This is a genomic window from Pseudomonas sp. GL-RE-29 (genome assembly GCF_019947275.1).
Classification (GTDB): domain Bacteria; phylum Pseudomonadota; class Gammaproteobacteria; order Pseudomonadales; family Pseudomonadaceae; genus Aquipseudomonas; species Aquipseudomonas fluorescens_A.
Genome location: NZ_JAGYGD010000036.1, coordinates 27,298 through 54,241 on the forward strand (window position 1 = coordinate 27,298; position 26,944 = coordinate 54,241).

Annotated in this window: 16 protein-coding genes and 1 pseudogene; 6 read left to right on the forward strand and 11 right to left on the reverse strand. The window is 62.0% G+C overall.

Annotated elements, in window-relative coordinates; genetic code table 11:
- The first annotated feature begins 353 nt into the window (after nucleotides 1-353).
- Nucleotides 354-2,567, forward strand: a complete 2,214-nt coding sequence (locus tag KGB21_RS24245) for a TonB-dependent receptor (protein ID WP_223506957.1) — start codon at nucleotides 354-356, stop codon at nucleotides 2,565-2,567.
- Nucleotides 2,568-2,709: 142 nt separating this feature from the next.
- Entirely contained in the window at nucleotides 2,710-4,239 is a 1,530-nt protein-coding gene (locus KGB21_RS24250) for an FAD-dependent oxidoreductase (RefSeq protein WP_034149919.1), read from the forward strand.
- Nucleotides 4,240-4,370: 131 nt separating this feature from the next.
- On the opposite strand, the gene hemB is transcribed toward KGB21_RS24250, so the two are convergent.
- Nucleotides 4,371-5,345 (reverse strand): porphobilinogen synthase, encoded by a 975-nt coding sequence (hemB, locus tag KGB21_RS24255; protein WP_034149918.1) that lies wholly within the window; start codon nucleotides 5,343-5,345, stop codon nucleotides 4,371-4,373.
- 247 nt (nucleotides 5,346-5,592) lie between these two features.
- Complete coding sequence (locus tag KGB21_RS24260; protein WP_034149917.1) at nucleotides 5,593-6,303, reverse strand: glutathione binding-like protein; 711 nt, start codon at nucleotides 6,301-6,303, stop codon at nucleotides 5,593-5,595.
- Nucleotides 6,304-6,674: 371 nt separating this feature from the next.
- Between KGB21_RS24260 and KGB21_RS24265 the strand changes: the two genes are divergently transcribed.
- Nucleotides 6,675-7,349, forward strand: coding sequence for a hypothetical protein (locus KGB21_RS24265; protein ID WP_034149916.1), 675 nt, complete (start codon nucleotides 6,675-6,677; stop codon nucleotides 7,347-7,349).
- Between the two features lie 115 nt (nucleotides 7,350-7,464).
- On the opposite strand, the gene mnmH is transcribed toward KGB21_RS24265, so the two are convergent.
- From mnmH to KGB21_RS24280, 3 genes are all read right to left on the reverse strand, one after another.
- Complete coding sequence (gene mnmH / locus KGB21_RS24270; protein ID WP_223506958.1) at nucleotides 7,465-8,562, reverse strand: tRNA 2-selenouridine(34) synthase MnmH; 1,098 nt, start codon at nucleotides 8,560-8,562, stop codon at nucleotides 7,465-7,467.
- Complete coding sequence (selD, locus tag KGB21_RS24275; protein ID WP_034149914.1) at nucleotides 8,562-9,596, reverse strand: selenide, water dikinase SelD; 1,035 nt, start codon at nucleotides 9,594-9,596, stop codon at nucleotides 8,562-8,564. The genes mnmH and selD overlap by 1 nt, the downstream gene beginning before the upstream one ends.
- Before the next feature lie 137 nt (nucleotides 9,597-9,733).
- Nucleotides 9,734-20,257, reverse strand: a complete 10,524-nt coding sequence (locus KGB21_RS24280) for an autotransporter-associated beta strand repeat-containing protein (protein ID WP_223506959.1) — start codon at nucleotides 20,255-20,257, stop codon at nucleotides 9,734-9,736.
- A gap of 386 nt (nucleotides 20,258-20,643) precedes the next feature.
- Between KGB21_RS24280 and KGB21_RS24285 the strand changes: the two genes are divergently transcribed.
- Entirely contained in the window at nucleotides 20,644-20,871 is a 228-nt protein-coding gene (locus tag KGB21_RS24285) for a DUF6555 family protein (RefSeq protein WP_008152143.1), read from the forward strand.
- Nucleotides 20,872-20,904: 33 nt separating this feature from the next.
- Entirely contained in the window at nucleotides 20,905-21,183 is a 279-nt protein-coding gene (locus tag KGB21_RS24290; RefSeq protein ID WP_034149912.1) for a hypothetical protein, read from the forward strand.
- Between the two features lie 22 nt (nucleotides 21,184-21,205).
- On the opposite strand, the gene KGB21_RS24295 is transcribed toward KGB21_RS24290, so the two are convergent.
- The 3 genes from KGB21_RS24295 to KGB21_RS24305 all read right to left on the reverse strand — a co-directional run bounded on the left by KGB21_RS24295 (nucleotide 21,206) and on the right by KGB21_RS24305 (nucleotide 22,480).
- Nucleotides 21,206-21,373 (reverse strand): metallothionein, encoded by a 168-nt coding sequence (locus tag KGB21_RS24295; RefSeq protein ID WP_034149911.1) that lies wholly within the window; start codon nucleotides 21,371-21,373, stop codon nucleotides 21,206-21,208.
- Nucleotides 21,374-21,530: 157 nt separating this feature from the next.
- Nucleotides 21,531-21,983, reverse strand: a complete 453-nt coding sequence (locus KGB21_RS24300; RefSeq protein ID WP_223506960.1) for a DMT family transporter — start codon at nucleotides 21,981-21,983, stop codon at nucleotides 21,531-21,533.
- Between the two features lie 2 nt (nucleotides 21,984-21,985).
- Complete coding sequence (locus KGB21_RS24305; protein ID WP_034149910.1) at nucleotides 21,986-22,480, reverse strand: DMT family transporter; 495 nt, start codon at nucleotides 22,478-22,480, stop codon at nucleotides 21,986-21,988.
- Between the two features lie 196 nt (nucleotides 22,481-22,676).
- Here KGB21_RS24305 and KGB21_RS24310 point away from each other — a divergent pair, with 196 nt between their 5' ends.
- Complete coding sequence (locus tag KGB21_RS24310) at nucleotides 22,677-23,612, forward strand: LysR family transcriptional regulator (RefSeq protein WP_223506961.1); 936 nt, start codon at nucleotides 22,677-22,679, stop codon at nucleotides 23,610-23,612.
- Between the two features lie 132 nt (nucleotides 23,613-23,744).
- On the opposite strand, the gene KGB21_RS29685 is transcribed toward KGB21_RS24310, so the two are convergent.
- From KGB21_RS29685 to KGB21_RS24320, 3 genes and pseudogenes are all read right to left on the reverse strand, one after another.
- Entirely contained in the window at nucleotides 23,745-24,566 is an 822-nt protein-coding gene (locus KGB21_RS29685; protein ID WP_411741410.1) for a methyl-accepting chemotaxis protein, read from the reverse strand.
- A 36-nt stretch (nucleotides 24,567-24,602) separates the two neighbouring features.
- Nucleotides 24,603-25,427 (reverse strand): annotated as a pseudogene (locus KGB21_RS29690) (cache domain-containing protein); the annotation flags it as partial.
- A 135-nt stretch (nucleotides 25,428-25,562) separates the two neighbouring features.
- Entirely contained in the window at nucleotides 25,563-26,879 is a 1,317-nt protein-coding gene (locus tag KGB21_RS24320; protein WP_034149312.1) for a Na+/H+ antiporter family protein, read from the reverse strand.
- Nucleotides 26,880-26,944: the final 65 nt, after the last annotated feature.

The window sequence follows — 26,944 nt, forward strand, 5'->3', positions numbered from 1 at the left end:
CGATGGCATGGTGCAGGCTATGACTACGGCGTAGAGCTGCTGTTCCTCCCATCGCACTCCGCCAGGCATAGGAGTTGCCTGTGGCGAGGGAGCTTGCTCCCGCTGGAGTGCGCAGCACTCCCATTTTTTTCAGGGATATAAGGGGCCGCTTCGCAGCCCAGCGGGAGCAAGCTCCCTCGCCACAAAGGCAACTTCACCTCCTATCCAGGCTTTACCTACACACCGTAATGACAAACCGATTGCGCAACATGATTGAGAACTCCTATCATTCGCTCCTGGAGTCGTATTTGCGCAAGGAGTTCCCGCGCCGAAAAAACTTTTTCTCAGAGGCGGCGCGCCGCCCGGAACGAACCATGACCACTCCAGCCCGACCCCGCGTTCCTTTTCGCCCGACGCTAATCGCCCTGCTTTGCTCGCTGTCCGTCACCGCCCACGCGGCAACGCCCGCCACACCGGCACAAAACGACGGTAAAGCGCTGGTGCTGGACAACGTCAACGTCAACGCCGAAGCCCCTTCCCAGTCCGATCTGCCACCGGTATATGCCGGCGGCCAAGTCGCGCGTGGCGGGCAATTGGGCGTGCTGGGCAACCAGGACATCATGGACGTGCCGTTTAGCATGACCGCCTACACCGAAGAGTTGATCCGCGACCAGCAAGCCGAAACCGTCGGTGACGTGCTGCTCAACGATTCGTCGGTGCGCCAAGCCTCCGGTTTTTCCAACCAGGCCCAGACCTTCATGATCCGTGGCCTGCCGCTCAACGGTGACGATATTTCCTTCAATGGTCTGTACGGCATCCTGCCGCGCCAGATCATTTCCACCGACGCACTGGAGCGGGTGGAAGTCTTCAAGGGTCCGAATGCCTTTATCAACGGCGTGACCCCGAGCGGCTCCGGCATCGGCGGCGGCGTCAACCTGCAACCCAAACGCGCCGGTGACGAGCCGCTGCGCCGCTTCAGCACCGACATCAGCGATGACGGGCGCATCGGTGAACACCTCGACGTCGGTCAGCGTTTCGGCGAGGACAACCGTTTCGGCGCACGCGTCAACCTGTCCCAGCGCGAGGGCGACACCGCCATCGACGATGAAAACCAGCGCTCCAAGCTGTTCGCCATCGGCCTGGATTATCGGGGCGACGCCCTGCGCATTTCCGGCGATTTCATCTATTCCAAAGAACGCATCAACGGTGGCCGCAGCTCGGTGAACCTGGGCACTACCACGCACATCCCGGATGCGCCGTCGGCCGACACCAACTACGCGCAGAAGTGGGGCTTCACCCAGATCGAAGACACCTTCGGCATGCTGCGCGCCGAGTACGACCTGAACGAAAGCTGGACCGCCTACGCCGCCGCGGGCCACAAGCACACCCGTGAAGTCGGTAATTACAACAGCACTACCCTGGTGGGGAACGACGGTAGTTCCACCACCACCGGCTCGTTCATTCCCCACGACGAGGACAACTCCAGCGCCATGGCCGGCCTCAATGGCAAATTCGTCACCGGCCCGGTCAGCCATCAGCTCAACTTCGGCCTGGCCGGCATCTGGACCCAACAGCGCAACGCCTTCGATTTCGACCTGACCCGCTACCCGAACAACATCTACCACCCGGTCGAGGTTCCGGCGCCACAGGGCGGTTTCTCCGGCGGCGACCTGCACGATCCGGGCATCACCGGCAAAACCTTCGTGCGCAGCGGTGCGGTGTCCGACACCCTGGGCTTCTTCGATGATCGCCTGTTGGTGACCGTCGGGGCGCGTCGTCAGCAACTGGTAGTCCAGGGCTATGCCTACGGCACCGGAACCCGGACGTCCAACTACGACGAGTCGATCACCACGCCGGTGTACGGCATCGTGTTCAAGCCGTGGGAACACGTGTCGTTCTACGCCAACCGCATCGAAGGCTTGGCTGAAGGCCCGACGGCACCGAGCACGGCGGGTTCCCGCGTGGTGGTCAACGGCAACGAAGTGTTTGCCCCGGCCCGCTCCAAACAGATCGAAGCCGGCGTGAAGGTCGACATGGGCACTTATGGCGCCACGCTCGGTGTGTATCGCATCGAGCAACCGGCCGATGGCTACACCCAGGTCCTTGATGCCAACACCGCGGTTTTCGTGAACGATGGTGAACAGGTCAACAAAGGCGTGGAGCTCAACGTCTTTGGCGAGCCGATCGATGGCCTGCGCCTGCTCAGCGGCGTGACGGTCATGGACACCGAACTGAAGAAAACCCAGGGCGGCCTCAATGACGGTAATCAGGCCATCGGCGTGCCGACCTTCCAGTTCAACGCCAACGTGGATTGGGACGTGCCGGGCCTGCAAGGCGTAGCACTGAACGGGCGGATGCTGCGCACCGGCGGCCAGTACGCCGACGCGGCGAACAACCTCAGCCTGCCGACCTGGAACCGCTTCGACGCCGGCGCTCGTTACGCCTTCAAGGTCCAGGAAAAGGACGTGACCTTGCGTTTCGGCGTCGAAAACGTGGCCAACAAGAAATACTGGGAATCGGCCCAGGGCGGCTACCTGACCCAGGGCGAGCCTCGCGTGGCGAAGCTGTCAGGCACCATCGACTTCTAATCGTAAAACGCCTCTCCCTGTAGGAGCTGCCGAACGCGGCCCGAGCCTGCGGCAGCTCCTACATTTCTTCCGTTGAGCAGTCAGCCTGGCCGCCCGGCGCGCGTGGACCATACTTGACCCACACCGCAAGGAGGAACGGCACATGCATCGCAGCGATGTATTGATCGTCGGCGCCGGCCCGACCGGGCTGGTCCTGGCACTGTGGCTGAGCAAACTGGGAGTCCGCGTACGGATTATCGACAAGACCTCAGCCCCCGGCACCACGTCGCGGGCATTGGCCGTGCAGGCGCGGACGCTGGAGTTGTATCGCCAGCTCGGCCTCAGTGAGGCGGTCGTGCAAAAGGGCCATCGCGTGGCGGCCGCCAATTTCTGGGTCAAGGGTGAGCCTGTGGCGCGCTTGCCCCTGAGCCGCGTTGGCGAGGGACTGACGCCCTACGCCTTCCTCGAAATGTTTCCCCAGGACGAACACGAACGCCTGCTGATCGAACGCCTCGAGACCTTCGGCATCACCGTAGAACGCAACACCGAGTTGCTGGGCTTCGAAGAAACCGGCGACGGCATTACCGCGACGTTGCGCCTGCCTGACGGCCAGCATGAAATCTGCCAAGCCTGTTATCTGGCCGGGTGCGACGGTGCGCGGTCAATCGTGCGTAAATCCCTGGACACCGGATTTCCCGGCGGCACCTATCAACAGATTTTCTATGTCGCCGATGTGCAGGCCAGCGGTCCGACGTTCAATGGCGAACTGCACGTGGATCTCGATGAAGCGGATTTCCTCGCCGTATTCCCGTTGGCCGCGACGGGGCGCGCACGCTTGATCGGCACCGTCCGTGATGAACGCGCCGAGCATGCCGAAACCCTGCAATTTGCAGACGTCAGCAGCCGCGCAATTGAAAATCTGAAGGTGCAGATCGAGCAGGTGAACTGGTTCTCGACCTATCGCGTGCATCATCGGGTGGCCGACCACTTTCGCACCGGGCGCGCGTTTCTATTGGGCGACGCGGCCCATGTCCACAGCCCCGCCGGGGGCCAGGGCATGAACACCGGGATTGGCGATGCGATCAACCTCGCCTGGAAACTTGCGGCCGTCTTGAGCGGCGCCGCCGAGGCTAAATTACTCAACACCTATGAAACCGAACGCATCGCGTTTGCCCGCAAACTGGTGGCCACCACCGACCGGGTGTTCAGTTTCGCCACCGCTGAAGGCCGCATGGCCGACCTGTTGCGCACGCGTCTGGCGCCCTTCGTGATTCCGAAAATGGCCTCCTTCGAGGCATCCCGCGAATTCCTGTTCCGCACGGTGTCGCAAATCACCCTGAACTATCGCGGCATGCCATTGAGCACAGGCGTGGCCGGGCACGTCCACGGCGGCGATCGCCTGCCTTGGGCCCATGATGGTGAAGGGGATAATTTTGAATCGTTAAAATGCCTGACCTGGCAGGTGCATGTGTATGGCGACACCAGCGACGAGATGATTGCCTGGTGCATCGAGCATCATTTGCCGTTGCATGTGTTCGATTGGCGACCGGCGTTTGAAGCGGCGGGACTTGGGCGTAACGGCTTCTATTTGTTGCGACCGGATACCTATGTGGCGATTGCCGAGACGTGCTCGGACCCGAAGGTGATCGAGCGTTATTTCCGCACCCACGGGATTCGGCCGTTTTTTGCTTGATTCCAAAAGCACCATTTCCCCCTGTAGGAGCTGGCTTGCCAGCGATGACGGCAGCCCAGCCAACATAAATAGATGTTGGATGTACCAGCCTCATCGCGGGCAAGCCCGCTCCCACAGGGTTCAGGGTGGAATCAGATCCCGGCCAGGGCCAGGTCCATCGCGAAATACGTGAAGATCAAATCCGCCCCCGCCCGCTTGATCGCCCCCAGGCTCTCGCGCACCACGCGATCTTCATCAATCGCCCCGGCCTGCGCGGCAAACTTGATCATCGCGTACTCGCCGCTGACCTGATACGCCGACAGCGGCAAACGCGAAACTTCGCGAATGTCGCGGATGATGTCCAGGTACGCGCCGGCAGGCTTGACCATCAGCGCATCGGCGCCTTCCTGCTCGTCCAGCAGCGATTCGCGCACGGCTTCGCGGCGGTTCATCGGGTTCATCTGATAGCTTTTGCGGTCGCCCTTGAGCGCGCTGCCACCGGCTTCGCGGAACGGCCCGTACAGCGCCGAGGCGAATTTGGTCGAATAGGCCATGATTGCCGTCTGGGTGAAACCGGCCTCATCCAGTGCCCGGCGAATCGCCTGGACCTGCCCGTCCATGGCCGCGGACGGGGCAATCACATCGGCACCGGCGCGGGCCGCCGCCACCGCTTGTTTGCCGAGGTTGATCAGGGTCTGGTCGTTGTCGACTTCGTGGTTATGCAGCACGCCGCAATGGCCATGGTCGGTGTACTCGCAGAAGCAGGTGTCGGACATGACGATCATTTCCGGCACGGCATCCTTGGCGATGCGCGACATGCGCGACACCAGGCCATTGTCGTTCCAGGTGTCGCTGCCGTTGCCGTCCAGGTGATGGGACACGCCGAAGGTCATCACCGACTTGATTCCGGCCCGGGCATAGCGCTCGATCTCGCCGGCCAGTTTCGACTCCGGTATACGCATCACGCCCGGCATGCTTTTGATCGGCACGAAATCGTCGATTTCTTCTTCGACAAAAATCGGCAGCACCAGGTCGTTCAAGCTGAACTCGGTTTCCTGGAACAGACTGCGCAGGCTCGCATTGCGGCGCAGACGGCGTGGACGTGCTTCGGGGAACTGGCTGGACATGGGAATTCCTGAAAATCGGGGGACGAGACGAAAGTCGTAGAGGGGGCGAAGCTTATGCCCTGCGAGGCGCAGGGCACAAACGTCGAACGCTCAAGACAGCGTTACTGGAACGGCAACAATCACCGGAGCCAACACAGATCCCTTGTAGGAGCTGGCTTGCCAGCGATGGCGGTGGTTGCTTCAACACAAATGCTGGATGTGCCGGCCTCATCGCTGGCAAGCCAGCTCCTACAGGGATTGCGGTGGATTAGTTGGAGACGGGTTTCGGGATTTCCAGCCCGCGTTTCACCGCCGGGCGCGCGAGGAATTTCTCCAGCACCCGCGTGACGTTGGGGAAGTTCTGGATGCCCACCAGATCGCCCGCTTCATAGCGGCTGATCAGGTTGCGAATCCACGGAAAGGTCGCGATGTCGGCAATGGTGTAGCGCTCGCCCATGATCCAGTCACGTCCTTCGAGGCGCTTGTCGAGGACACCGAGCAGACGTTTGCTTTCTTCGACATAGCGGTCACGGGGGCGCTTGTCTTCGTAATCCTTGCCGGCAAATATATTGAAGAAACCGAGCTGGCCAAACATCGGCCCAATGCCACCCATCTGGAACATCAGCCACTGAATGGTTTCATAACGCGCCGCCGATTCCTGGGCCAACAGTTGCCCTGTCTTGTCGGCGAGGTAGATCAGAATCGCCCCGGACTCGAACAGCGGCAAAGGCTGACCATCAGGGCCGTGGGGATCGAGGATGGCCGGGATCTTGTTGTTGGGGTTCAACGACAGGAACTCCGGGGACATCTGATCGTTGCTCTCGAAACCGACGCGATGAGGCTCGTACGGCAGGCCGATCTCTTCGAGCATGATCGAGACCTTGACGCCGTTGGGCGTCGGCAAGGAGTACAGCTGAATCCACTCCGGATACTGGGCCGGCCATTTTTCGGTGATGGGGAACGCGGACAAATCGGTCATGGGAAAGGATCCACGGGAAAATAAAGAGCGACGATCATAATCGAGATAGCCAGCGCTGGAAGCGTTTGACCCATCAATATGGCTGATGGTCGGAATTAAAGGAGATCACAGGGGGGGGGCGCGCCAACAGGTGTACGGTGTCCACAATTCCGCAACATGTTGTCGATAACCTTTGCTCCAAGCCGTGCAAGGTTACCGGTACATTGCTGCGCTCTCGGCCGGTATCGAACCAAATGGGCAACAGAGGACTCTGAGCACTGCCCCTTTGAAAACGGATCGGCTCAACGACATGGAAAACACCCGACGCAGGAAAATCGCGGTGTAAAGGTTTGTCAGCCTTAACCAAAATGCGCTTAAGAACCTTTTATTCCATGAAGAAATTTCTGACACTAGCCAATCGCTTCAAACATCGCGCTTATATATTCCTGCCCGCTGTGCTGGCGGCCAGCGCATTGTTTTTGATGCTGGAGTCCCGCGAAAGTCGCGCTCAACCGGTGGACGGAACTCAAACGCTGGTGTTTCTGCGCCACGCGGAAAAACCTGAAGGCGGCCTCGGTCAACTCAATTGCCAGGGCCTGAACCGCGCCATCGACCTGGCTACCCTGCTGCCGGAAAAATTCGGCAACGCCAACTATGTGTTTGCCGCCAACCCGACGCGTAATGTCGAGGAAGGCGAACTGGACAACTCCTACAGTTACATTCGCCCGTTAATGACCATCAGCCCGAGCGCGATCAAACTCGGCTTGCCGGTCAACATCAACTTCTCGGCCAACGACACCAGCGACCTGGCCGATGAACTGTTGCACGACAAGTATCACAACTCGGTCATCTATACCGCCTGGTCCCACGGCTACCTGCCGGAGCTGATCAACAAAGTCGCCGGAGAAGCGGTCGGCAAGAAACAGAAGATCACCGAAGATTGGGAATCCAGCGATTACGACTCGTTGTTCGTACTGACCCTGACCTGGCACAACGGCAAGGCCAGCCTGGTCAGTCATAGCTACAAACAAGGGCTGGATAACGGGCAGGAAACTTGCCCGACCTGATTGATGCGGTGACTGTGTTGGCCCCATCGCGAGCAGGCTCACTCCCACATTTGGAATGCATTCCACTGTGGGAGTGAGCCTGCTCGCGATGGGGCCGGCGAAAACACCCTCACCTCTACTGATTCACCCTATCGCGCAAATACTCGATAACCGCCCCGCGCTCCCCGGCAAACTCAATCCGCGCCCCTTTTTTCTCCCGCTGAAAGACATACATCGGGTCGTAATACTCCGTCAGCAACCCTTCGATCCAGCCCCGGTGCAAATCCACCGCGCCGCTACGCCCCTGCTCCGCCAAGGCGTCTTCCATCAACACCAGCATCCGTCGATGACGCTCGCCACCCAGCCGTTTCTGCACATTGTCCAGACTCGCCAGCAAGCGCTCGGAAAACAGCACAAAACCTTCATCGCCATGCACCGCGATGAACTCGGCGCACAAGTCCACCACGTAATCGCGCAGGATCCGTTCGACGCGCCCTTGCAGACTGTCTTCGAGCCAGACCATCGGAAATTGCTGCATGCCCTGATACAGCGGTAATGGCAGCGCGCAACTGCCGATCGCGCGGCTCTCGTCCTCCAGGACGAACTGTTCGATACCGCGAGCGCGCTTCTTCAGCAGGTCCACCGCCAGACGGTTTTCAAAGTCGATATTGGACGGTTGGCCGGTGGCGCGTTTGCCGAAACTGGAGCCGCGATGATTGGCGTGACCTTCCAGGTCCAGCCCGTTGCTCAACTGCGTGAGCACTTCGGTTTTACCGGTGCCGGTCATGCCGCCCAGCAAGACGAAATCACATTGGTCGACGGCTTGATCGACGGTTTCCAGTAGAAAGGTACGCATGGCCTTGTAGCCGCCAGCGACCCGCGGATAGTCGATGCCCCCTTCCGTCTTGAGCCATTGCTGGACAATCTGCGAGCGCAAACCACCGCGAAAACAATAGAGAAACCCATCAGGGTGCGCCCGGGCGAAATCCGCCCAGGCCTGGATGCGCTGGGTCTTGATCTCGCCGGAGACCAATTGATGGCCCAATTCGATGGCCGCTTGCTGACCAAGCTGCTTGTAGCAAGTGCCGACCCGCTGCCGCTCCTGATCGTTCATCAGCGGCAGGTTGATCACACCGGGGAACGAGCCCTTGGAAAACTCGATCGGCGCGCGGGCATCCATCATCGGCCGGTCGTTAAGGAAGATGTCGCGGTAATCGGAACAGTCGACAGGCATCAAGACACCTCGACCGCGTTGCCCTGTCGCTCGACCAGTTCACCAATCGGCGCCAGACTCAGCCCCAGTTCGGCGGCCACCGTCAGAAACGCGTCATTGCCTTCGGGCGTCACGGCAATCAACAGGCCGCCGCTGGTCTGCGGATCGCACAGCACGCGCTTGTGCAACTCCTGCAAGCGCCCGAGCTTGCTGGCGTAACTGTCGAAGTTACGCAAGGTTCCGCCGGGAATGCAGCCCTGTTCGAGGTAATACTCGACACCCGGCAGACGCGGTACACGCTCGTACTCAATTCGTGCGGTGAGATGGCTGCCATCGGCCATTTCCACCAGATGCCCGAGCAAACCGAAACCGGTAACGTCGGTCATCGCCGTCACGCCGTCGAGTTTGCCGAAGCGGCTGCCGGGTTTGTTCAGGGTGCACATCCAGTCGCGGGCCAGGCCGATATCGGCGTTGCGCAACTTGCCCTTCTTTTCGGCGGTGGTGAGGATGCCGATGCCCAAGGGCTTGGTCAGGTACAGCAGGCAACCAGCGGTGGCGGTGTCGTTGCGCTTCATGTGGCGCTTTTCCACCAGGCCGGTGACGGCGAGGCCGAAGATGGGCTCCGGTGCATCGATGGAATGCCCGCCCGCCAGAGGAATGCCGGCCTCGTCACACACCGAACGGCCGCCGCGAATCACTTCCCGGGCAACTTCCGGCGCCAGAACATTTACAGGCCAGCCGAGTATCGCGATCGCCATCAACGGATCACCGCCCATGGCGTAGATATCACTGATGGCGTTGGTGGCGGCAATGCGGCCGAAATCGAACGGATCGTCGACGATCGGCATGAAAAAGTCGGTGGTCGAGACGACGCCGCGCTCTGCGTCGATGGCATACACCGCCGCGTCATCGCGCGAGGCATTACCGACCCACAGTTTCGGGTCCAGGTTCTGCGCACCGCTGCCGGCCAGAATCACTTCCAGTACCTGGGGGGAAATCTTGCAACCGCAGCCAGCACCGTGGCTGTACTGGGTCAGGCGGATCGGCTCGCTCATGGGGGCACCTCGTAGAAACGTGCGACCGATTCTAGCAGAGCGTGGTTCGGGAAATGTGCCCGTCAAGCGCCGGACAAGGCGCATTTTTCAAGGAAAAAAAACCGCCCTTTCGGGCGGCTAAAGACCTTCGGAGTAATTCAGAAGCCGAGGCTGAAGCTGATGGTCATCGCATGGTCCTCGTTATTGCTGGAAACCTGCCCCGAGTACCCAATCCCCAGTTTTCCGGTCGGGCTGATCTGGAAGTCCACCCCGGCCTCCAACAGCGCGCTGTCCTCGGCAATCGGCACGCCTTGAGTGCTGAACGACGCACCGCCATTGATGAAGGTCAGGTCGGCATCGGGTTCGGTATCACCAAAGGCATGCCGCCAGCCGATGGCCGCACGCGGGGTGAATTGTCCGCCGTTGGCCAGGGTGATGCGCTTGCCGGCGCGTACGCCGAGGGTAGAGAACGTGATGTCTTGATCGGCATCGGCCTCCAGGCGCCCCTCTCCGCCTTTTTCCTTGGCCTGGTCAGTGTCGTAGTTGACGTAGGCCAGCCCGGCGAACGGTTCCAGGGCAATGCCGGCGGCTTCGACAATGTAGCCGACTTCACCGAACACCTGGGCGCTGCGGGCGTCGTAATGAGCCTCCAGACGATCGTTATAGGCACCGACACTGACGTCGCGTTTGCTCTCGATGTCGTGCCAGCTGTACGCCGCGCCGAGGCGCACGGCGACCGCCTCGAATTGTGAATTCAAATAGGCCGCCAGGTGATAGCTTTCGACGGTGGCATCCGAACGGCGATCATGGGCATCGATGTCGCTGCGGGTGTAACCGGCGGCCATCCCTGTGCGCCATTGCTCGTCGAGTTGCTTGTCCGTGCCGAGCATGAAGCCGCTGAGGTTGCGATCGAGACTGGCACTGCTGCTGTCGCCGTCCGATTCACCCCAGGCGCCGAGCGCACGCGCCCAGCCGACCATTTCGCCATGGCAACCGCTGCTGCTCAGTTGGTTGTCGTTGGGCGCCAGGGCCCGGCGCGGATCATCCGGCCCGCTGCACGACGGTTGGCGCATACGGTCGTTGACCGCGTCGCGGATGTAGCGGGAATCCTCCAGGATCGCACTGGCGGTGCTGGCATGGATTTCCCCGGACAGGCTGTCGAAGGCCGCGCGAGCCCCCGCCGCGGACAGGCCGAGGATTTGACGGCGTAATGGCGAGCCGGCCGAACCGTTATTAGTCAATGCCGACGCGGTGCCGGCCTGATTACCGGTGGCAGCGACGTCGACGAATGAAGTGCCGTTGCGGTTCACCGCCAGTGCCACTTGATTGGTTCCATAGAGCAGCGCGGTATCGTAGAACGCATACGCAGGCAGGTTGGTGGTGCTGAATGTGCCGCTGATGCCTCCGCCCGCCGTGATCAGCGAATAAACAGCGCTGCCGGTAATCGGCGCCAGGCTATTCACTTGCAGCCCGCCACCCAGATTGGCGGTGCCCCCCACCACCAGCGGCGTGGCGTCCGGCGAATTGACAGTCAGCACCAGCAGGCCATCAGCGGCGTTGGTCAGGTTACCGGCCACGCTCAAGTTCCCCGCCTCGGCCCCGGAGATCACCACACCGTGGTTGATCAGCGAACCGACGCTGCCGTTACCACTGAGCCCGGCGCCATTGGCCACGGTCACCTGTCCGCCTAGGGAAGCCTGGGCCGCGCGATTACCGACCTGCAGCAAGCCTTGGTCCACCGACACTGCGCCGCTGAACGGCTGGTTGCCCGTCAGCAACAATGTCCCGGCACCGCGTTTGGCCAGCGTCCCGGTGCCGCTGAGCACACCGTTGAATTGGCCATCGGTATTTTGCTGGAACACCAGCAAGGCGTTGTCGAGGATGTCGCCTTGCAGGCTGGTGGTGTTGCCGATGAGCGTACCGCCGCTGACCGTGGTACCACCGGTGTAGGTGTTGGCGCCGCTGAGAATCAGAGTGCCGGAGTCGAGTTTTTCGATGCCGCCGCTGCCCACCAGCGGCACGGCAATTTCTGTGCTCACACCAGCGTTGACCCGTACCGCCGCCAGGCTGCCGTCGGTGCCGTTGACCGGCGTCAGGCTGCCACCCTCGCCAGGCACCAGAGTGTAACCATTGACCAGAGATTGCAGGCCGGTGAAGCCCTGGTTACCCACCACTGTCACGGTGCCGCCCTGCCCGCCGAACACCGCGAACTGGCCGTTCGACGCCAGCGCCTGAGTGCCGGTCGGGTCAGTCCAGACGGTACCCGGCCCCCATACACCGCTGCCACCGCCGATGGTGCCGTCTGGGTTGGTCTTGCCGCCGTTCCAGAACTGCACTTCACCCGCACTGCCCTCAACCAACAGATTGATCTGATTGGCCAGCGCGGTTTGCAGGGTCAGATTCGCCGCCGACACTGGCAGGCTGCCATAGACCAGGCCGTTGTCGGTCAGGCTGCCGCCGTAGCGGAACAGTTGATAGACCCCGGTGCCGAAGCCGCCGGCATTGCTGATGTTAAGCGTACCGTCGAGGATCAGGTTGCCGCTGACGTCGACTACCGTGGTCGCACTGGCGGCCGAGCCGAGGCTGAAATCCAGAGCCGTGCCCGAGGACAAGGCCAGCGAACCAACCTTTAGCGGCGATGCACCACCGCCACCGAGCAGGGTCGCGCCGTCGGCCAATTGCACCGCACCGCCCAACTGACCGCTGCCGCCCAGGCTGGCACCGCTGGCAATGGAGACATTGGCGCTGTTCAGGCTGCCGTTGACCCGCAGCACGCCAGCCTGCACATCGGTGTTGCCGGTAAAGCCGCTGGTGCCGGTCAACAACAAATCGCCGCTGCCGGTTTTGCTCAAGGTCCCGGCGCCGGTCAGGTTGCCGGTGTAAGTACCGTCGCTGTTTTGCTCGAAGATCAGTGCCGCATTATTGACGATCGCCCCTTGCAGGCTGCTGGTGTCGCCGCGAGTGCTGCCGCCGTTGAGCGTGGTGCCGCCGCTATAGCTGTTGGCCCCGCTGAGCAGCAGGTCTGCGCTGCCATTTTTGACCAGGCTGCCTGAGCCGGTAATCGCGCCGATGAGGGTGGTGTCTTGATTGCCGGCCAGGGTCAGTTGCGCGCCCAGGTCAATGGCATTGGCCAGTTGCAAGGCGGCGGTGCTGTCGAGGGTCGCATTGCCCAGCACATCAAGCGCACCACTGCTGATCGCACTGTTATTGCCCAGAATCAGCGTACCGCCCTGAAGCCGGGTTCCACCGCTGTAGCTGTTATTGCCGGTGAGGGTCAGGCTGGCCGGACCACTCTTGATCAGACTACCCGCACCGCTGATCACGCCATCCAGGCCCAGAGTGTTGGAGCCGGCGACGTTCAGCCCGCCGTTGAGCAGTACGTCGTTGGCAACAATGACGCCGGTGTTGCTGTCCAGCGCCGTGCCATCGGAGACGGTCAGTACGCCGCTGCCCAGGGCCGCGTCGTTGCCCAGCACCAGTGTGCCGCCGTTGAGCGCGGTGCCGCCGGTGTAGCCGTTGGCCGCATTGAGCACCAGAGTGCCGGTGTCGTACTTGCCGAGGGTGGCGGCGCCGTTGAGCGCTACGCCGATGGTCGCCGTCGCGTTCGGATCGACACGCACCGAAGCATTGCCCAGCGAACCGTTGACCAGGACCAGCGAGCCGGCGGTGCCGGTTTGCAGGCTGTAGCCATCGGTGACGAATTGCATGCCGGTGATGGTTTGCGCGCCGTTGACGGTGACGGTGCCCGCCGTGCCCTGGAACACTGCGAAGTTGTTGCTCCAGGCTTGATTGGTGGTGCCGTTGACGTCGGTCCAGTTGCTGGTCCCGGTGCCCCAGGTGCCGCTGCCGCCGTCCACCGAACCGTTGGCGACCAGTTGATTGCCGTCCCAGAACTGCACGGTAGCACCCGGTGCAGTGACCAGCAGATTGATCTGGTTGGCCAGCGCGGTTTGCAGTTGCAGATCGCCCGCAGAGACGCTGCCCGGTACGCTGCCGATCAGCAGGCCATTGTCGGTCAGACCGCCGGTGTAGTTGATCAGGCGATAAACACCGTTGCCGAAACCGCCGATATCGCTGACGTTGAGGCTACCGTCGAGGGTCAGGTTGCCACCGACGTTGACCAGTGCGTTGCCGCCACCGGACACCGGTGTGCCTAGGCCGACATCGAAGTTGGAATTGCCGTTGAGCGCCAGCGAATCCACCGACAAGGTGCTGCCAGTCACCCCCGCCAGATGACCGCCATCGGCCACCGTCACCGCGCCGGTCAAGGTGCCGCTGCCGCCGAGGGTACCGCCGCTGTTGACCAGCACGTTAGCGCTGGCCAGCGAACCGTTGACCTGCAAGGTGCCGGCGTTGACGTTGGTGTCGCCGGTCAGGTCGCTTATCCCGCTGAGGGTCAAGGTGCCGCTGCCTAGTTTGGTCAGCAAGCCGTCACCGCTGAGGATGCCCGCGAACGTGCTGCTGACATTGTTGCCGCCCAGGCTCAGCGTATTGCCAGTACCAATCAGCGCGGTGCCGCTGCCGGTGAGGCTGGCGAGACTGCCCGAAGCGCCGAGATTCAGGGCCGCGCCGCCGCCGAGATTGAGCGTGGCGTTGTTGCCCAGCGCCGTGCCGCTCAGGGTAGTCAGACTGCCGGACAGCACATCGAACATGCCGCTGAAAGTGTTGTTGCCGCTCAACGTTACATCGGCCAGGCCATTTTTGGTCAGCGTACCGGCCCCGGCAATCACACCGCCAAGGGTCAGATTGTTGTTGCCGGCCAGGCTCAGGTTGGCATTGACGTTGACGTTGTTGGCGAGCACCAGCGGCGAGGAGTTGTCGAGGGTCGAAGCACCCGCGACGGTCAGCGCGCCGGAACCCAGCGAGGAGCCAGTGCCAAGGGTCAGCGTGCCGGCGTTCAGTGTGCTGCCGCCGCTGTAAGTGTTGATGCCGTTGAGGGTCAGGTTCGACGCACCGTTCTTGATCAGCCCGCCCGCACCGCTGACGACGCCGGCAAGGGTCAGGTTGTTGTTGCCGGTGTTGCTCAGGTTGGCGTTGAGCACGACGTTGTTGCCCAGGTTAAGCGCACTGTTGCTGTCCAGCGCCGAGGCACCGGCCACGGTGAGGTTGCCCAGACCCAGTGCCGAATTGCTGCCGGCGGTCAGGGTGCCGGCACTCAGGGAGATGCCGCCGAGGAAGTTGTTATTACCGCTCAGCGTCAGGTTCGACGCGCCGTTTTTGGTAAGGCTTCCGGCGCCATTGATCGTACCGGCAAGCGTCAGATCTGCCGTGCCGCCAATGCCCAGGTTGCCCGCCAGATTGACCGCGTTGTTCACCGAAACCCCGGTGGCAGCATCCAGCGTAGTGCCGCCCGCCGCGTTCAGCGTGCCGGAGCCCAGCGCCGAGTTCGACGCCAGAACCAGTCCGCCCGCGTTCAGCGCGACCGGCCCGAGGAAGGCGTTGTTGCCGCCGAGGGTCAGGTTGGCCGCGCCGTTTTTGATCAGGCCACCGGTGCCGCCGATCACGCCATTGAGGGTCAGTGCATTGCTGCCGATCACGGTGAGGTTGCCGTTGAGCGTCGCGGCGTTGCCGAGGGTCACCGCTGCGTTGCTGTCCAGTTGCGTACCGGCGTTGGCGGTCAGCGTACCGCTACCCAACGCCGTGTTACTGCCGACGATAATCTTGCCGCCGTCAAGCTGCGTACCGCCGCTGTAAGTGTTGGCGCCGTTGAGCACCAGAGTGCCGGTGTCGAGTTTGTTGAGAATGCCGCTGCCATCGATGTTGACGCCGATGGTGCCGGTCACGCCCGGTTCGACCCGCACCGCCGTGGTCCCGCCAGTGCCGTTGACAGCGGTCAGTTGCCCGGCCGCGCCGTTCACTACGTTGTAGCCGTCGGTGAGGAACTGCATACCGGTGACCAGTTGTGTGCCGTTGACCGTCACCGTACCCGCCGTCCCCTGGAATACCGCGAAGTCGCCGGCCCATGGCTGGTTGACCAGGCCGTTGGCGTCGGTCCAGTTGGTGCCGACCGCATTCCAGGTCCCGCTGCCGCCATCGACAACGCCGTTGGCAATGGTCTGGCTGCCGTCCCAGTAACGGATGTTGACGTTCGGTGCCGACACTTGGATGTTGATCTGATTGGCGACGCCAGTCTGCACGATCAAATCACCGAGGCCATAGCCGACCGGCACGCTGGCGACATCAAGACCCAGGTTGGTCAGGGCGCCGGTGTAGTTGAACAACCGGTACACACCGACACCGAAACCGCCGGCATCGCTGACGTTGAGGTTACCGTTGAGAGCGAGGTTGCCGCCGACGTTCATCAGCGACGTGGTCGACGGTGTCCCCAACGCCACGTCAACGTTGCTGCCCGCCGCGAGGGTGAGTGCACTGGAGGACAATTGATTGCCCGACGACAACGCCAGATGGCCGCCGCTGTTGACGTTGACGCTACCGATCGCCGAACCGGTACCGGTCAGGGTGCCGCCGGTATTGACGTTGACCTGCGCGCTGGCCAGCGAACCGCTGAGATCGACGATGCCGCCGTTGATCGCAGTGTTGCCGGTAATGCCATTGATCCCGGTGAGGTTCAGGGTCCCGGTGCCGACCTTGACCAGGCCGCCGCTGCCGCTGAGGTCGCCATCGAACGTGCTGGTGACGTTGCCGCTGCCGACGGTCAGCGTGTTGCTGCCAGTGAGTTGCACGCTGCCGCTGCCGGTCAGCGCGCCGAGGCTGGCGTCGCTGCCCAGGTTGAGCCCGGCGCCGGCGCTGATATTCACGCCGGAGGTGTTGCCCAGCGCATTGGTGTTCAACGTGGTGACGCTGCCGGACACGATGTTCAGCGCGCCGGTAAAGGTGTTGTTGCCGGCCAGGGTCAGGTCCGACAGACCATTTTTGGTCAGGCTGCCTGCACCGTCGATGATGCCGTTGAGACTCAGGTCGTTGTTACCGGCGACGGTCAAACCAGCGTTGAGGGTCAGCGCGTTACCGATGCCGAACGCGGCGCTGTTATCCAGCGTCGCCGCGCCACCGACAATCAACGCGCCGCTGCCCAAGCCGTTGGCGTTGCCGAGGGTCAGCGTACCGGCGTTGAGGTTGGTGCCGCCGCTGAAGGTGTTATTGCCGTTGAGGGTCAGGTTGGCCGCGCCGTTCTTGGTCAACTGGCCGGTGCCGCTGGTAACGCCGCCGAGGGTCAGGTTTTGCGTGCCGCCAACGGTCAGCGCGGCATTGAGGGCGACAGCGTTGTTGAGGCTGACCAGCGGTGAATTGCTGTCCAGCGTTGCGGCGCCCGCAACAGTCAGTGCGCCGGACCCCAGCGCCAAGCTGTTGCCGACGGTCAACGTGCCGGCGTTCAGCGTGGTACCGCCGAGGTAATTGTTGGCGGCGTTGAGAATCAGATTGGCCGCGCCGTCTTTCACCAGGCTGCCGGCGCCGCTGACCAGACCGGTCAGGGTCAGGTTCGCCGTACCACCGACGCCCAACGCACCGGCCAGCGCCACCGCATTGTTCAGGCTGACGGCGGTGTTGGCGTCGAGCGAGGTGCCTGCCGCCGCGTTCAACGTACCGCTGCCTAGCGCGGTGTTGCTGCCGACGGTCAGTTTGCCGGTGTTGAGGGTGGTATTGCCCAGATAGCTGTTGGCACCGTTAAGGGTCAAATCGGCAGCGCCGTTTTTGACCAATCCACCGATACCGGCGACCACACCGCCGAGGGTCAGTGCATTGGTGCCACCCAGGGTCAGCGTGCCGCCGAGGTTGACGTTGTTGGCCAACGTTGCCGCGGTGTTGGCATCCAGTGTGGTGCCGTTCGCCGCGTTCACGCTGCCCGTACCCAGCGCGGTGTTGGAACCGACGATCAGTGTGCCGGCGTTCAGCGCGGTGGTGCCGGTGTAGGTGTTATTGCCGTTGAGGGTCAGGCTCGACGCGCCGGTCTTGATCAAGCCGTTGCCGCCGCTGATCACGCCGCCAAGGGTCAGTGCGTTGGCGCCACCGGCGGTGAGGTTGGCACCGAGATTGACGTTATTGTTCAGGGTCACGGCCGAACTGCTGTTGAGGGTGCCCGCCCCTTCCACCCACAAGGTGCCGGTCCCCAGCGCCGCGCCGTTGCCGACGGTCAGGCTGCCGGCGTTCAGAGTCGTGCTGCCGCTGTAGGTATTGGTCCCGTTGAGCGTGAGATTGGCCGCGCCGTTTTTCACCAGTTGGCTGGTACCGCTGATCACGCCGCCGAGGGTCAGTGCGTTGCTGCCGCCGATCCCCAGGCTGTTGTTGAGAATGATGCTGTTGTTCAGTGTCACCGCGGCATTGCTGTCGAGCGTCGCCACGCCGCCAACGGTGATGTTGCCGCTGCCGAGTGCAGCATTGGCGCCCGCCGTGATGGTGCCGGCGTTCAAGGCGATGCTGCCGAGGAAGGTGTTGGAGCCATTGAGAATCAGGTTGGCAGCGCCGTTCTTGGTCAGCCCGCCACTGCCGCTGACAATGCCGCCCAGGGTCAGGTTGGCGCTGCCGCCGATGTTCAGATTGCCGCCGAGGGAGACCGCGTTAGTCAGCGCCACCGCGGTGCTGGCGTCGAGAGTAGCGCCCGCTGCAGTGGTCAATGCGCCCGTGCCGAGCGCGGTGTTGGAGCCAACGATCAGTGTGCCGGCATTGAGCGCGGTGCCGCCGGCGAAGGTGTTGTTGCCGCTGAGGGTCAGGTTCGCGGTGCCATTCTTGATCAGACTGCCGGCGCCACTGACGACGCCGCTCAGCCCCAGCGCCTGCGTGCCGCCAATGGTCACCCCTCCCGCCAGCGCGACGGCGTTGGCCAGGGTCACTGCCGTGGTCGCATCCAGCGTGGTGTTGGCCGCCGCGTTCAACGCGCCTGTGCCGAGCGCGGTGTTGCTGCCGACGAACAGGCTGCCGGCATTGAGCGCCGTGTTGCCAGCATTGGTGTTGTTGCCGGTCAGGGTCAGGCTGGCGGTGCCGCTTTTAGTGATGGCACCCGTGCCGGACAAAATGCCGCCCAGGGTCAAGGCATTGCTGCCGAGCACATTGAGCGAACCGGTCATCGCGATGTTGTTGGCCAGATTGACGTTGGCGGTACTGTCGAGACTGGTGCCCGTGGCGGTGGTTAGCGCCCCGCTGCCCAGCGAATTGTCATTGGTCACCAGCAAGCTGCCAGCGCTGAGGGCGGTGGTTCCGGTGTAACCGGAGTTGGCGCCGCTGAGGGTCAGGCTGCCGCTGCCGGTTTTAGTGAGACCGCTGCTGCCGCTGATCAAGCCGCCGAGGGTCAGTGCTCCCGTGCCGCCAGCCGTCAATGTGCCGCCAAGGCTGATGGCGTTGTTCAGGCTGATCGTGCCGGGTGCGCTCAGGGTTGTCGCGCCGGTCACATTGAGGGCGCCGGTACTGAAGGCCTGGTTGTTGCTGACCTGTACCGTGCCTCCATTGAGCGTGGTGTTGCCCAGATAGGTGTTGGCTGCGCTGAGGTTCAACTGACTGGAACCGATCTTGGTCAGGCCACCGCTGCCGGAAATCACCCCGCTCAGTGTGGTGGCGTTGGAGCCTTGCACCGTGACACCGCCAGCGCCGAGCGAAATCAGGTTGCTGATGTTCAAGCCGGCGTTACTCGCCTCCAGAGTCCCGCCGTTCGAAGTGATTACGCTGCTGCCGAAGGTGGCATTGTTATTGAACTTGGCGATACCGCCGTTGAGTGTGGCCGCACCGCTGATCAGTGGCCCCTGCAATAGCCAGGTGCCGCTGTTGAGGGTCAGGTTGTTGAAGTTGACGTAGGTGGCGCTCGACGCCGTGCCGTCCCCTGTGATGCCGCCGCCGACGCCGACCGGGTTTTGCAGGATCAGGTTGTTGGTGCCGCCCGCACCGCCGTCGACCGTACCGGTCGGGGCGAAGGTCAGGTTAATGCCGATCAGGCCGCCGAGACCGACGCTGACCTGCACGCCATCACCGACCTGAACCGAAGAACCGGTTATCGCGGTGAAGGTGTTGGTGCTGCCGGCGCCCATCGACACGCCGCCGGTGATGGCGCCGGCGTTGGTAAAGGTGTTGCCGCCAGCCGAGGTCTCAAACGCCACCCGACCGTTGATGATGCCGGTGCTGCTGTTGGTCATGCTGACCTGCGAGCCGCCGTAGATGCCAATCACCGGCGTATCGGCCAGGGTAATCCCCCCCACCGACAGGCCGGTCGAGCTGATGGTGCCGTTGTTGGTGATGTTGGTGGTGCCGGCCGCTGCGTTGTTCACCCCGATCGCCAGGCCGTCGATGCTGGTCAGGTTAAGGCCAAGCAGCATGCCCGTGCCGCGAATGATCCCGCTGGCGTTATTGAGCACGTTGACCACGCTGGTCGCGCCAGTGCCGATGAATGCACCGCCACTCAACACCGAAACCAGGTCAAGAATCGCCGGATCAATAGTGCCGGAGTTGTTCAGTGTGATGTTGACCCCGGTCAGGTCCATGACATGGCCGCCGAGTGTGGCGTTCATTTGCGCACCGGAATTGACGTTGACCGTCAGGCCGCTGGTAGCGCTGGAAAAGTTGTTGAGAAACAGCGGCAAGCTCGGCACGCCGGTGCACGTGACGGTCGACCCGACGGTGGAACAGGTGGCCTGCGCCTGTGGGCTCACCGCGCAAAACAACAGTCCGGCGACGCTCAAGCGCACGACGAGGGAAAGAGGGGAAAAACATGTACCCAGGGTGATACCGAACCTTGCTTCCACGGGAAACTCCTTTCGTGGCCGGACAACTCTTCCGTGAAGGCCGTAGCAATGGCGGTGATTCGTTGATGCCTGGAGGACTGCTACAACCCCATGAACCGTTTCATTCTTGAAACACGGTAGTAGAGGTCCAGGATCGGGCACGCATTAAATGGCGTTAATACTTTTGTGTAGCTGGGACACTGAAGCGGGCAAAAAAGAGCGACGCTTGCGCGGGTATCGAGGTGCGGCAACTTGCGCCACGAGCAGCAATCATTAGGGTTGGGGCAGCATGGAGGACAATGATCTGACGTGCCCGCCGCCAGGGACCGCAACCGTCTGACAATCCGACTGAATTTTCCGAGTGGCCCGCGATCCGTTTATGTACCACAGGGAGGATTACGGGCTTTATGAACAATGCAAAACTCTTCGTCATTGAATACACCCTTCATGGCGCCCCCAAATCGTTCATTATCCGTCTGGATAAAATGGACAACGCAGAGGCCTGGCATTGGGCGAGCTGCGACGCCGGGGTGGGCCGGATTCCGCGCTTTGGCCGGGAAAAGGTGCAGAAGACCAGCAAGCCGATGGCAGAGAAATTCGGCGTGGAGAACGTCAAATGGCGGCCAGCCAACTAACCTCTGTTGAGGATCAGCATTGGGGGAAGCAGCATGACATCGACACCCATCAGCAGCCCGGCGCATCTGGACTACGGACTGGATACGCTGTTCGGCCGCATCACCAAGAGCGCCGAATGCCGGGTCGGCCTGGAACAGGTCGATAACGACCCCTACCGTTTTGCGTTGCGCATTCCGGCGCCGTTGCCGGAAGACCTGGAGCAAGCGAAAACGGTGGTTCTGCGAGTCGAAGGACGCAAACTCGCGGGCACCGTTCGTCACTCTGAACGGCTGGACGATGACAGTCTGAAACTGGAAGTGGAGCCCGATTAGGCTCCACTTTCATCGTGAACGACTATTTGCCGTGGGCGCACTTGCAGCCTTTATGGACACACTCTTCGCCATGCTCGTGGTGCTTGGCGCAGGCTTCACAGCAATAGTGCTTACCGTGGCGTGCAATCGGATGTTCGCCCAGTTTGCATGAGCATTTGGGGCAGTCGCAGATACTTTCACTGTCGATCATGAGCCTGACTCCATGGGTAGGGTCGCAAAGGCAACCGGTAATACCAGTGTAGGAGCTGCCGCAGGCTGCGATCTTTTGATCTTGCTTCTTAAAACCGAGATCAAAAGATCGTCCGAACGCGGCCCGAGCCTGCGGCAGTTCCTACAGGAGATCGGCGTTATGCCTGGCGGGTGCTGCTGCGGTACATGAACACCAGCGCCAACGCCAGGCACACCATCGCCACGATCCGGTTGCCGGACAATTCGATCGCCGGATTGCCCAGCCAGCCGAAATTATCGATCAGCATCCCCATGCCCAACTGCCCGACGATCACCGCCACCGTCGCCACCGCCGTCCCCACACGCGGCACCGCGCCCACCATCACCATCATGTAGACGACGCCGAACAAGGCGCCGCTGAGTTGCCATTTCGGCACGTCCAACAAACTCATGGCATGAGCCGGTTCGAAAAAAACGATCAGTAACCCAGTCACCACTGCACCCACCACGAATGTCAGCAAACTGCTGCGCAACACTCCGACGGTTTCACCGAGTCGGCCATTGATCGCCGCTTGCACACTCAACACCGCACCGGCTGCTACGACCACCGCCAATAAAATAATCAGATTCATCATCAACCCCGAGCAATCAGAACAAGCGCCGCTACGATCAGCAGCAGGGCCAGCCAACGCTCACCGTTGACCTTTTTGCGGGTGGCGCCAAACCAGCCGAAGTGGTCGATCAGCACACTTTTGCCAACCTGCCCGGACAGGATCGCGATCATGGTCATGGCAATCCCGATGTGCGGCGTGGCCAGCGTCAGCACCACCACGTAGATCGGCCCTAGGAAGCCGCCGATCAACTGCCAGCGCGGCAATTCACCCAGGGCCGGGCCCTGTTGCGGGCCGCTGAACAACAGCAGCAAAAACAGAATCGCCGAGCCGACACCGAAGATGCTCAAAGTTGCCCACAAGTGCCCGACCTGCACGCCCAGCGGCCCGAGCAGCCCGGCCTCCACGGAAAGGCCCATGCCGGCCAGAATCACCAGCGGCAACAACAGCAGCCGCAGCACCGACCTGGTTGCAGGCGTTGCGGCAACGTCCGCGGGATTGATTGAAGAAGTTTGCATAGAGAGCCCCTGTGAAATCCATCTAAACGCTGACCCTGTGGGAGCTGGCTTGCCAGCGATGGCGCCCGAGAGATCGCTATCGCTGGCAAGCCAGCTCCCACAGGGTTGCAGGCGGGCATTATCGATTGGTGCTGCTTTGCGATAAATGGGACTATGCCGACAACACTTTTGCGCATCTCGCACAGCAGGATTCACAATGCACGGTTTCAACGAACTGGGATTCAAGGCGCTTCGGCTGTTTGTCGCGGTGCTCGACCACGGCAGCTTTTCCGAAGTAGCCCGCCGCGAAGGCCTGGCGCCCTCTTCGATCTCCCGACAGATCCAGTTGATGGAACAGGCCCTGAGCCAGCAATTGCTGTACCGCCACACCCGCGCCGTCACGCCCACCGAAGCCGGGCGCATGCTCGGTCATCATGCGCGGCTGGTGCTGGTGCAGCTGGAAGAAGCCGAACAAGCCTTGCAGGAACAGCAAAGCGAGCCCACCGGACTGGTGCGCATCAACGCGCCGGTGGTGTTTGGCCAACGGCACCTGACGCCGTGGCTGGGGCAGTTGTGCGAGCGTTACCCGAAGCTGCAACTGGATATTCAGCAGACCGACCATTACATCGACCCGCTGCAGGAAGGCGCCGATTTGCTATTCCGTATCGGCCCGCTGCACGACTCCAGCATGCAGGCGCGGATTCTGGCGCCCCATCGCTTTCAGGTGGCGGCGAGCCCCGCGTATCTGCAACGCCACGGCATACCGCAACATCCCGCCGATCTCGCGGCCCATCAATGCCTGGCCTACAAAGGTGCCACCGGCCAGCAGCGCTGGTTTTTCCGCAACGGACAGCAGGACTGGACGCCCTATTCGGTGAGAGGGCCGATCACCGGCAATCACGCCGACACCCTGACCCAAGCCGCCGAGCAGGGCCTGGGGCTGGTGATGTTTCCATCGTGGTTGATCGGTGAAGCGGTGCGCAACGGCACGCTGGTGCCGGTGCTGCGGGACTATCAGGTGTCCAACAGCCTGGAGCCGCAGCAGATCGCCGTGCTCTGGCCGGGCAGTCGACGCCTGTCGGTGAAAGTCAGGACGGTGATTGATTTCTTTGTCGAGTGTTTTGGTGAAGTGCCGTATTGGGATAGACCGTAACCCCTAAACCAGACACCGCTCTTCTGTGGCGAGGGAGCTTGCTCCCGCTGGGCTGCGCAGCGGCCCCAAAAAAGCAGTGAGCGCTGCGCACTCAAGCGCGAGCAAGCTCGCTCGCCACAAAAGCGCCACCAATCAAATACGGAATTGCCCGACCAGACTGCCCAACCGCTGACCAAGGTCTGCCAGACTGCGCGAGGTTTGCGCACCGAGTTGGGTTTCATCGGCAACGCTGTCCACCGCCACGGCAATCTGATGCACGCTGCGGTTGATCTCTTCGGCCACGGCGGTCTGTTCTTCGGCGGCACTGGCGATCTGCGCGTTCATCGAGTTAATGGTGGCAATCAGCTGAGCCATGGTATCCAGCGATGCTCCAGCTTCATTAGCCTGGGCCGACGTGCCGTCGCCCGCTTCGCTGGAGCGGCGCATGGCTTCCACGGCGGACTGGGTGCCAGCCTGCAAGCGGTCGATCATGCCCTGGATTTCCTGAGTGCTGATTTGCGTGCGACTGGCCAACGCCCGCACCTCATCGGCCACCACCGCAAAACCACGTCCGGCCTCACCGGCGCGAGCCGCTTCGATCGCGGCGTTGAGTGCCAGCAGGTTGGTTTGCTCGGCAATCGAGCGGATCACCCCAAGTACGCTGACAATCGACGACACGTCTTTTTGCAAGCTATCGAGGGACACACCGCTGCTGCGAATGTCGTCCACCAACGCATGAATCTTCACGATGCTGCCGGCCACCACACGCTTGGCAGCCTGGCCTTCTTCGTCGGTCTGCTGGGCAGCAACCGCAGCATTTTGCGCGCTCTTGGCCACTTCCTGGGCGGCGGCCGACATTTCATTGATTGCGGTGGCGACTTGATCCGTCTCGTGACGCTGACGCTCCATCGCCTGATCCGAGCGATTGGCCTGCTCGGAAACCTGATTCACCAGCCCGGTCAGTTGCGAGGTCATTTCAGTGATCTGGCGCACCAGGCCGTGGATCTTGTCGACGAAACGGTTGAACGAGCCAGCCAGTGCGCCGAGTTCATCCTGGCTGGTGATGGTCAGGCGCCGGGTCAGGTCGCCCTCGCCCGCCGCGATGTCGTCGAGGTTGGCTTTCATCAGGTTCAGCGGACGCAGAATGGTGTTGGCCAGCAACATCCCGACCGCGGCAATCACCAGCAGCACCACCAGCGCCACCCCGACAATGCTCAGCACCACGCCTTGCATGCGTTCCTCGACCTTGGCTTCGACCACGGCAACTTGCGCTTCGATGCCGTCGAGGTTGACCGAGGTACCGACCGCCATGTCCCACTTCGGCAGGTATTCGGTGTAACCGAGCTTGGGCACCAGCACCTGTGTGTTGCCCGGCAACGGCGAGCTGTATTGCAGGTAATGCGTACCGTCCTGGGCGACTTTCACCAGGTCGCGGTTGACGTAGACGCCGTTCGGATCGCGGTTGTCCTTGAAGCTTTTGCCCACGCCTTCCGGGTCTTTGGCCTTGAACAGGCGCACGGTGTTGGAGTCGTAGCCGAAGAAGTAGCCATCCTTGCCGTAAGTGATGTTCGACAGTAACTTGATCGCCTGGGCCCGCGCCGCGTCATCGCCTTGAGCGGCAGCGTCGTACAGCGGTTTGATCGTGGTCATGGCCACGGCGACGTAGCTTTGCAGGGTGGCCTTGGCATCGCTGAGCAGTCGCTGGCGAGTCTCCTCGACTTCCTTGCGCGCCTGTTCCTGCAGGATGAACAACGTGGTCAGGCTGATGACCAGCGCGAAGAGCAACACCGGGAGGACGGCAAGGGACAGGACTTTGGCCTTAAGGCTCATGCGCATGACGTTCACTCTTTTGGTTTTGTTGGCGTGGTTAAAGCTTTAACGGCAACAAAAACCAAAACTGTAGGAGCCGGCTTGCTGGCGATGGCGCCCTTGGAATCGCCATCGCCAGCATGCCGGCTCCTACCAGTGAAATCAGAGCACCATCGCGGCGATCCAGCCAAACGCCAGCAACGGCAGGTTGTAGTGCAGGAAGGTCGGGACCACGGTGTCCCAGATGTGGTGATGCTGGCCGTCGATGTTCAGGCCGGAGGTCGGGCCGAGGGTCGAGTCCGAGGCTGGGGAACCGGCGTCGCCCAGCGCGCCGGCAGTGCCGACGATGCACACGATCGCCAACGGGCTGAAGCCCAGCTGCACGCACAGCGGCACGAAGATCGCCGCCAGAATCGGCACGGTAGAGAACGACGAGCCGATGCCCATGGTCACCAGCAACCCCACCAGCAACATCAGCAAGGCGCCGATACCCTTGCTGTGATCGATGTACGACGCCGACGACTCGACCAGCGTCTGCACCTCACCGGTGGCCTTCATCACTTCAGCAAACCCGGACGCGGCAATCATGATGAAGCCGATCATCGCCATCATCTTCATGCCTTCGGTGAACAGATCATCGGTGTCACGCCATTTGACGATGCCCGACACCGAAAAAATCAGGAACCCCACCAGGGCGCCGATAATCATCGAGTCCAACAGCAACTGAACGATGAACGCCGCGGCAATCGCCAGACCGGCCACCATCAGGCTCAGCGGGTTGTACTGCACCGCAACCTGCTCGACTTGCTCGATCTTTGCCAGATCGTAGACGCGCTTCTTGCGGTAGCTGATAAACGCCACCCCGAGCCCGACCAGCATACCCAAGGCCGGAATGCCCATGGCGTGGGTGACGTTGATACCGCTGATGTCCACGCCGCTGCGAGCAACGTTGGCCAGCAGGATTTCATTGAGGAAGATGTTGCCGAAACCCACGGGCAGGAACATGTAGGGCGTGATCAAACCGAAGGTCATGACACAGGCGATCAGCCGCCGGTCCAGTTGCAGCTTGGTCAGCACATATAAAAGCGGCGGCACCAGCAGCGGAATAAACGCGATGTGGATCGGCAGGATGTTCTGCGAGGCGATGGCCACCACCCACAACAAGCCGATCAGCAGCCACTTGACCTGACCGCCACCCGTGGCGTGTTGGCGATCGACCATGGCCAGCGCCTTGTCCGCCAGGGCATGGGCCAGGCCGGATTTGGCAATCGCCACCGCGAACGCGCCGAGCAACGCGTAAGACAACGCCACCGTCGCCCCGCCGCCGAGCCCGCTGTTGAAGGCCTTGAGCGTTGCGTCGATGCCCAGGCCACCGGTCAAGCCACCCACCAGCGCACCCACGATGAGCGCGATGACCACATGCACGCGGGACAGGCTGAGAATCAGCATGACGCCCACCGCGGCGATGACTGCATTCATTTCATTACCTCGAGACAAACGGAAAGAGTCCGGCCGGCGTCTGCGTGAGCCGCCAGCGGATTGAA